We start from the raw sequence: 8,387 nt of genomic DNA, 5'->3' as shown, positions 1-8,387 counted from the left end.
CGCATCGTGCGAGCGGCGGGCCTCCGGCGTGCCCGGGCCGTTCTCGGGCCGTTCCCGGGCAGTGCCCGGGCATGAGCGCGGGCCCCACCCGGCGCGTGGCGTCTGGATCGAATCCGTCGGCGTCCCGGTCGGCCCGGGCGCCGCCGGGCGTTGTTGCGACCAGCATGACGACGAACCCGATCGACACCGCCGCGGCTCCCGCGGCGGCCACGACGACGGCCCCGACGAGGGTCCCGGGGGCGCCCGGCCCCCTCCCGCGCCGGCGCGCCGCGCTGGCGCTGGCCACGATGTTCCTGGGCAGCTTCTCGCTCGTGACGGCGGAGTTCCTGCCGCCGGGGGTGCTCACCCCGGTGGCGCAGGACCTCGGTGTCTCCGAGGGCGTGGTCGGCCTGTCGGTGAGCGCCACGGCCCTGACGGCGCTGGCCACCGCCCTGGTGCTGGGCTCGCTCTTCCCGCGCACCGACCGCCGCACGCTGCTCGTGGTGCTCGCGCTGGGCGCGGTCGCCTCCAACGTGCTGGTGGCGCTGGCGCCGAGCATCGGCGTGCTCATGGCCGCCCGGCTGCTGCTGGGTGCGGCGCTGGGCGGCTACTGGTCGATGTCCCTGGTCATCGCGACGCAGCTGGTCCCGGCGGACCGGGTGGGCAAGGCGATGATGGTGGTCAACGCGGGGACGACGGTCGCCACGGTGGCCGGGGTGCCGCTGGGCGTGATCCTCGCCGCCGCCGCCGGCTGGCGGGTCGTGTTCGTGGCCGCCGCGGTGGTCACGGTGGTGACGGCGGTCGCGATGCGCGTCGCCCTGCCGCCCGTGGCGCCGACGCCCGGCATCGGCTGGTCGGCGACGGGCCGGGCGCTGCGGTCGCCGGGCGTCGCGCTGGGGCTGGTGGCGATCGTGGCGGTCATCGGCGGGCACTTCGCCGGCTACACGTACGTGCGGCCCGCCCTGTCGCTGCTGCCCGGTGCGGACGTCGGGACGGTCGCCGTGCTGCTCGCGATGTTCGGCGCCGGCGGCCTGGTCGGCAACTTCGCGATCGGCGCGCTCGTCGACCGGCACCTCGCGGTGCTGCTCCTCGCGGTCCCCGTGGCCGTCGGAGCGAGCGTCGCCGCGGTCGGGCTGGCGTCCGCCGTGCCGCTGCTCGTCTACCCGGCCGTGGTGGTCTGGGGCGCGGCGTTCGGCGGCATCCTCAACGTGGTGCAGGTGTGGATCACGCGGATGATGCCGGACCAGGTCGAGGCGGGCAGCGGGCTCGTCGTCGCGGCGTTCCAGACGGCGATCATCCTCGGGTCCGCGGTCGGCGGTCTCGGCGTCGACTCCGTGGGGGTCGGCTGGACCTACCTCGTGGCGGCGGTGGCCGCGGTCGCGGGCGGGGTCCTGGTGCGCAGCACGCTGTCGCGGCGGTACTCGGACGGCGTCGCGCCCGTGTGACGGCGGAAGGCGCGGCCGAACGCCGTGTCCGAGCCGTAGCCCAGGCGGCGGGCGATCGTCGCGACCGGCAGGTCGCCCGCCGTCAGCAGGCAGCGCGCGTGCGCCACCCGCACCTGCGCCAGGTAGCGGCCGGGCGTCAGGCCCGTGGCGGACCGGAACCGGGCGGCGAACCCGGACCGCGACGCGAGCGCCACCCGCGCCAGGTCGTCCACCGTCCACTCCCGGCCGGGGTCGGCGTGGATCGCGGCGACGGCGCTGGCCAGGCCCGGGTCCTCGCGCTGCATGAGCCAGCGGGCCGGGGCGCAGCCGCGCGCGTACCAGGCGCTGATCGCCATCGACGCGACGAGCGTGACGACCCGGTCGCCCAGCACGCTGCGCGGGGCGCGGTAGTCCTCCACCAGCGAGCGCAGCATGGTCGCGGCCGTCGGCTCGGTCTGCGGCAGCTCGGTGAGGAGCACGGCGGCGGGCAGCACGCCCGCGCCGTCGTCCGCCCCGACCGGCGCGACCCGCACGCACTGCACGGCCGCGTCGGACAGCGCGTGCACCTCGAAGCGCGGCCCGTGCGGCAGGAACAGGAAGTCGCCGGGCGCCAGGTCGGCGACGTCGCCCACGCCGCGCACGCGCACGAGGCCGTCGGTGACCAGCAGGAGCGCGGCGTCCCCGGAGGTGTGCTCCGCCCACGCGCCGGCGGCCAGCGCGTGCCGGGAACGCGCCACGAACCGCCACTGCAGCCCGGCGAGCACGCGGTCGAGCTCCTCGGCGGCGGCCGACGCCGCGGTCGCGCCGGGTCCGTCGGGTCCGACGGCGCACGACGGCGTCGGCAGGTCCGTCACGGTCATCGCGCCTCCCCGGGCGCGACGACCGGCGCGTCCGGCCCGGGCCCTCCAGGAGCATGCCACGCGCGACGGGCGCGTGCGCGACCGTCCGGGCGTCCGGATCCCGGTCGGCGGAGGCCGGGGATCGCGTCCGTCGGCAGGGCGTGACTACGCTCCGGGGGATGCGCGCCGACGACCTGAAGAACGTTCTCCACCCGAACGCGTCGCAGCTCGCGCTGCTGGCCGCCGCGGAGCGGCTCGTGGCGCGCTCCGGGTTCGAGGGGGCGAGCTCGCGGGCGATCGTCCGGGCGGCGGGGCACCGCAACAACTCGGCCGTGACGTACCACTTCGGGTCGCGGCAGACGATGCTCGACGCCCTCTACTACTGGCGCAGCAGGCCCATCAACGAGCACCGCGCGCGCATGGTCGCCCAGCTCGTGGGCGAGGGGCGGGAGCGGGACCCGGAGGGTCTGGTGCGCGCGTACGTCGTGCCGTTCGTGACGGCGGTCGAGGGGCTGCGGCCCAGCTCGTGGGCCCGCTACACGCAGGCCGTGCTCCAGGACCGGCCGCTGGTCTTCATGGACTGGGTGCGGCGCGACGTGAAGCGCTACGAGGGGGTCGAGGTCCCGGTGGTCGGCACGCTCGACCTGCTCGACCTCATGCGCACGGTGGCGTGCGACGGCGTCGAGCCGCTGGCCGGGCTGCGCGTCGCCACGGTCTCGCGCGCGGTGGTCGCCGCCGTCGCGGCGTGGGAGGCCGACGACGAGAAGGGCGACCTCGGCCTGCCGCCGCTCGACGTCCTCACCGAGGAGCTGGTGCGCTCCGCCACGGGGATGCTCACCGCCTGACCGCGGGGTCGCCCCGGCGGCCAGGCGGTGAGCGGCGACGCCGTCCCCCCGGACCGGCGTCAGCTCTCGGCCGCGCCCGCCCGCCGCCGCGACGCCCGCAGCAGCAGGCCACCGGCCGTGACCAGCAGCAGCGCGCCCAGCGCCACCGCCCCGACCTCGGCGCCGGTGACCGGCAGGCTGCCGCCGCCCGGCGTCGCGGACCCGCCGTCGGACGGCCCCGCCCCGGTGCCCGGAGCGCCCGGCGTCGCCGGTGTCGTGGGGGCCGGGCTCGCGGTCGGGTCGGGCGACGGGCTCGGCGCCGCGTCCTGCGCGGCGAGGACGAAGTCGACGCCGGTCACCTCGCCGCCCGCCACCTCGAACCCGCGGGACGCGTCGCCCTCGACGACGTAGCCCTCGGGCGGCGTGACCGTGGCCGTGTACGCGCCGTCCGGTAGGTCGGCGGTCCACGCGCCGTCGTCGTCGGTGATGGCGGTGGCCACCTCGGCGCCCTCGGAGTCGGTGACGGTCACCTCCGCCCCGGGCACCGGGGCGCCGTCGGGGTCGGTGACGGTGCCGCCGACGGGCCGCGCGGGCGGCGCCACGGGGTCGGCGACGACGGCGAAGTCCTCGGCCAGGAAGCTCTCCCCGGCAGGGGTGAGGGTGATGGTCCGCTCGGTCTCGTCGGCCGTGTACCCGTCGGGCACGCTCAGCGTGATCGCGTAGTCGCCCGGCGGGAGCTCGCCCAGGAAGTAGTCGCCCGCGTCGTCCGTCGTCAGCGTGACGGGACCGTCGGGACCCGCGACCGTGACGGTGGCGCCCGGCACCGGGTCGCCCGCGTCGTCGGTGACGGCGCCGCCGACCGCGCCCGGTCGCGCCAGGGCGAAGTCGACCCCGGTCACGTCGTCGGTGCCCACGGCGACGTCCCGCGTGGCGGGGCCGTCCACGGTGTAGCCGTCCGGGGCCTGCACGGCCACGGTGCGGTCACCGGGCAGCACGCCCTCGAACGCGTAGGTGCCGTCCGCTCCGGTGGTCGTGCTGCGGTCGCCGAGCGTCACCACGACCCCCGCCACGGGCTCCCCGCCCGCGGTCACGGCGCCGGACACGGTCGCCGGCCCCCGGACGGTGAAGTCGTTGCCGGTGCTGGCCTCCTCCTGCCCGACGTCGACCACGAGGTTCGGCGGCGTCCCGGTGACCACGTACCCCTCGGGCAGGTCGCCGAGCGAGAGCTCGTACTCCTGCGGCCGGTCGTTCGCGACGTCCCAGGCGACGTCGTCCACCAGGTACTCGCCGCGCGAGCTCGTGACGACGGTGATCGGCTCGCCGCCGCCCACCGGCGTCAGCGTCACGGTGGCGCCGGGCACGGGGTTGCCGTCGTCGTCGAGCACGGTGCCGCTGACGGCGACGGGCTCGATGTCGCGGGCCTGGAAGTCGGCGGTGCCGTCGGTCTCGCCGAGGTCGACGTCGCCCACGACGGTCGGACCCACGGCGACGAGCCCGAACCGGTGCGCGTCCGACGACCCGGGCAGCTCCGTCAGCTCCACCCGGTACCCGGGTGCCGCGGTGTAGCCCTCGAAGGCGTAGGCGCCGTCCGCGGCGGACGTCGTGGTGGCGAGGGCCGTCCCGTCGGGGCCGAACAGCGTGAGGGTCGCGCCCTCGAGCGGGGCGCCGTCGTCCGTGGTGACGGTGCCCGTGACGTCGCGGGCCAACGACGCGAACCACGTCTGGTACACCGGGAACCCGGAGCGCTGGAAGAACCCGATCGTCAGCCGCGTGACGGGCACGGTGGGCCGGAACCAGCCGGTCGCGCCGTTCGTGTCGGTCGCGGTCGCGTTGCCGAAGAGCTGCTGGGTGGCCGGGTCCCAGGTGGGGACCTCCGTGTCGGTGCACGACGGCGAGCCCGCGCCCTGGCAGTAGTTGAAGGCGCCCTGCCAGCCGAGCTCGTCGGCGGTGAGCTGCTGCCCGTCCGCCCCGACGGCGGAGACGCGCACCCAGTCGGCGTCGATGTCGCCGAGCACGAACGCCCAGCCGCCCGCCGGCGTCGGCCGCTCGAAGGTGTAGACGGTGGTCGACGGCGTCGTCGGGCGGTCGGCCTGCGGGCGCAGGTTGACGTACGGCTGGTTCCGGCTCGAGCCGAAGACCTCCCCGGGCGGTGTCGCGTCGGACAGCCACGACGAGGCTCCCGAGACGACACCGACCGTCCCCCCGCGTGAGTTGGAGGTCATGGTCGCGGCGGGGAAGCCGGCCGCGGGCAGCTGCATCGTGGTCGACCAGCTGCCGGCGGAGCCGGTCAACGGGTCCCACGCGGCCCAGCCCGCGGTCGTCGCCGCGGAGGACGTCGTGGGCGCCACGACGGCGGAGAGCGCGGCGAGCGTGAGCGCCGCGAGCGCACTGAGGATCCCCCTGGCCCGGTTCACGGGGACACGGTATGAGACATGTGTCTTGACCGCGCGGCGTGGCGCCGCGGCTGAGGTTCCTCAGAGGTCGGTCAGAGGTCGCCCGTCTTCTCCAGGCGCTTCATCGCCACCCAGCCGATCGGCACGCGGGCCCAGTAGGTGACGACGCGGTAGAGCATGGTGACGGTGACCGCGAGGGACGCCGGGATGCCGGCCGCGGTGAGCCCGGCGATGAGCGCGCCCTCGACGCCGCCCAGGCCGCCGGGGGTGGGCACCATGGCCCCGACGGAGTTGCCGACCAGGTAGATCACCGCGACGTCGATGAGGTTGAGCGACTGCCCGAACGCCGCGAGGGCGAAGTCGAACGCGAGCACGTAGCCCAGCGTCATGATGACGTTGCCGCCGAGGCCCAGCGCCAGGCGCGTGGGCTGGCCCAGCATCTGCGACAGCCGGGGCCACACCTGCTCCAGCGTCGGGCGCGCCTTCTCCCACGCCCACCGGCGGACGGACGGCACCAGCAGGATCGCGACGACGGCGATGGCGACGCCCGCGATGGCGAGCAGCACCGTGGTCGAGGGCAGGTCGATGAGGCCGCCGGAGCGGGTGGACACCGACAGCACGACCAGCAGCAGCACCGTGACGACGAACTGCGACAGCTGCACCAGCGCGACGGTCGCGACCGCCATCGGCGTGGACACGCCGCGACGGGTCAGCATCCGCAGGTTGAGCGCCGCGGGCCCGATGCCGGCGGGGGCGGCGAGCGCGACGAACGACCCGGCCATCTGGGTGAGCGTGGCGCGCCACAGCGGCAGCTTCTCCGGCGAGAACGCGCTGAACGTGAGCGCCGCGCCGAACCAGGTGATGGCCCCGAGCACGAACGACGCCGCGACCCACCACGGGTTGGCCTCGGTGATCGCCGAGGCGATCTCCTCGAAGTTCAACGTCGTGACGATCACGGTGACGGCGACGATCGTCAGGGTCAGCATGATGACCGTGCGGGCGCCGAAGCGGGTGATGTTCTGCGGCTGCACGTCCGCCTGCGGCAGCCGCTCGACGAGCGCCTCGCGCAGCTCGTCCAGCAGGCCCTTCGTGCGCCGCACCTCCTCGCGCGTCGGGCTGGGCAGCGCGATGGACTGCAGCAGCGGCCCGATGGCGGCGATGTCCTCGTCGGGCAGGGCGCGCACCGCGGAGGCGAGCGCCCGGCGCGCGCCCACCCGCAGCGCCAGCAGCGCGAGCATCTGCGTGAGGTCCAGCCGCCGCGACAGGGTGCCCGACGCGATCTCGCCCTGCTCCCAGCCGGTGAGCCACACGTGCGGCGCACCGGACAGGTCGCGGTGCACCAGCACGACGTCGGGAGTCAGGGCGTGGTGGGTCAGCCCGGCGTCGTGCGCCCGCCGCAGCTGCTCCCACGCCTGGGCGAGCACGGCGTCGCCGCGCGTGCCGTCGAGGTCGTCGGGCTCGAGGTCGCGCAGGGAGACGGCGCCGCGCGCGTGCTCCTGCACCAGCACCACCGAGTCGTCGGCGACGCCGATGCCCTCCAGCCGTGGGGTGCGCACGCCGGCCGCCTGGGCGGCGTACGCGAGCAGGGCGGTGCGCTCGGCCGCGGCGCGCAGCGAGATCGCGGCGCGGCCCTCGAGGCCGCGCAGCCGCAGCGCGCGCCACAGCCGCTGCACCGTGGTGAGCACCTGGCGGTCGCCGTCGAGCACCACGACGTCGCGGCGGGGCTCGCCGTCGCCCGTGAACAGGGCGTACACCCGGTTGTCGCCGGAGCGTGTGAGGGCCACGGCCGCCGCGTCCGCCGTGGTCGGGTCCGGCGGCAGGGTCAGCTCGTCGTCCGTGGCCTCGTCGACCACGTCGCCGTCGGCGTCGTAGGACGCCACCGGGTCCTCCGGCACGGCGGGCGCGCGGTCGGCGTCCGCCTCGTCGTCGACGACGGCGGAGACGTCGCGCACCCGCACCAGCGCCGTCGGGTGGAACCCGGCCCGCCGCACCGCCGCCACGAGGTCGGCGCCGTACGCGCGCTCGCTGCGCACGCCGGACACGTACTGCACCGCCTGCCCGGCGAGGCGGCCCAGCAGCAGGGCGACCAGCACGCCCGGCAGCGACACCTGCCCCGTGATGAGCACGATGAACAGGGCCAGGTACAGCACGTTCCACGACCAGCGCACGGTGCGCCGGCGGGTGCGCGGGCCGGCGGTGGTGAGCAGGCCGGCGATCGCGGCGACGTACCCGGGGATGGTGAGCTGCCACGCGCCGTCGGTGAACACGGACAGGCCGCGCACGAGCTCGTCGCTGCCGAACCGGGAGATGGTCAGGGCGGTGACGACGCCGAGCACGAGCCCGAGCGCGGCCGCGCAGATGGACTCGACGACCTGCCGGCCCAGCCGGCGCCAGCCCAGCTCCACCAGCACGGCCGCGGGCACGAACAGGGTGATGAGGCCCTCGAGCAGCGCGACCGGGACGAAGAGGATGCGCGCGAGCAGGGAGCTGAAGGTCCGTACGTCCTGGGTGACGCCCTCGGTGGTGGCGTGCGCGACCACCGACAGCACGAGCACCAGGGCCACGCCCAGGGCGCTGACCACCATGCCGAGCATGTCGGACGGGTGCCGCACCCGGGCCTCGGGGGTGTCGACGACGCGCACGAGGTCGGTCGGCGTGCCCTGGTCGGAGGTGTCGCCGCCGAGCAGCGCCCGCAGCGGCCCCGTCGGTGGCAGGGCGTCGCCCGTGGGGCTCCGGTGCGAAGGATCCTGGGCAGGACCCGCGGTGCTCGCTCCGGACATGCCGGAAAGTCTAGGTGTTACCGGGCCTCACGGCCTGTGACACGAGGTAGAGAGCGGTGGTAGGTTCCCGGACCACGATGCGATCACCGGCCAGGGTGTGACCCACGCCCGTGACCACGGCGACACACCGGTGTGCTAGAAACGCCCG

At 75.9% G+C, this 8,387-nt stretch carries 5 protein-coding genes; 2 read left to right on the top strand and 3 right to left on the bottom strand.

Features of this window, described 5'->3' with window-relative positions:
• Positions 1-164: 164 nt before the first annotated feature.
• Entirely contained in the window at positions 165-1,424 is a 1,260-nt protein-coding gene (locus ACFQ8E_RS20290) for an MFS transporter (protein ID WP_430552367.1), read from the top strand.
• Here ACFQ8E_RS20290 and ACFQ8E_RS20285 read toward each other — a convergent pair.
• Positions 1,331-2,263: a helix-turn-helix domain-containing protein gene (locus ACFQ8E_RS20285; protein WP_430552366.1), complete on the bottom strand. Its 933-nt coding sequence runs from the start codon at positions 2,261-2,263 to the stop codon at positions 1,331-1,333. The genes ACFQ8E_RS20290 and ACFQ8E_RS20285 overlap by 94 nt on opposite strands.
• A 158-nt stretch (positions 2,264-2,421) precedes the next feature.
• Between ACFQ8E_RS20285 and ACFQ8E_RS20280 the strand changes: the two genes are divergently transcribed.
• On the top strand, positions 2,422-3,087 hold the full coding sequence (locus ACFQ8E_RS20280) for a TetR family transcriptional regulator (RefSeq protein WP_430552365.1): 666 nt from the start codon (positions 2,422-2,424) through the stop codon (positions 3,085-3,087).
• Positions 3,088-3,146: 59 nt separating this feature from the next.
• Here ACFQ8E_RS20280 and ACFQ8E_RS20275 read toward each other — a convergent pair whose 3' ends face one another.
• On the bottom strand, positions 3,147-5,480 hold the full coding sequence (locus ACFQ8E_RS20275; protein ID WP_430552364.1) for a collagen binding domain-containing protein: 2,334 nt from the start codon (positions 5,478-5,480) through the stop codon (positions 3,147-3,149).
• Between the two features lie 71 nt (positions 5,481-5,551).
• Complete coding sequence (locus ACFQ8E_RS20270) at positions 5,552-8,239, bottom strand: flippase-like domain-containing protein (protein ID WP_430552363.1); 2,688 nt, start codon at positions 8,237-8,239, stop codon at positions 5,552-5,554.
• Between the last annotated feature and the right edge of the window lie 148 nt (positions 8,240-8,387).

Origin of the sequence: Isoptericola sp. NPDC056573, from assembly GCF_042793335.1 — a bacterium.
Lineage (GTDB): Bacteria > Actinomycetota > Actinomycetes > Actinomycetales > Cellulomonadaceae > Isoptericola.
The sequence above is the reverse complement of the archived record's forward strand: the minus strand, read 5'-3'. Positions and strand labels throughout refer to the sequence as shown.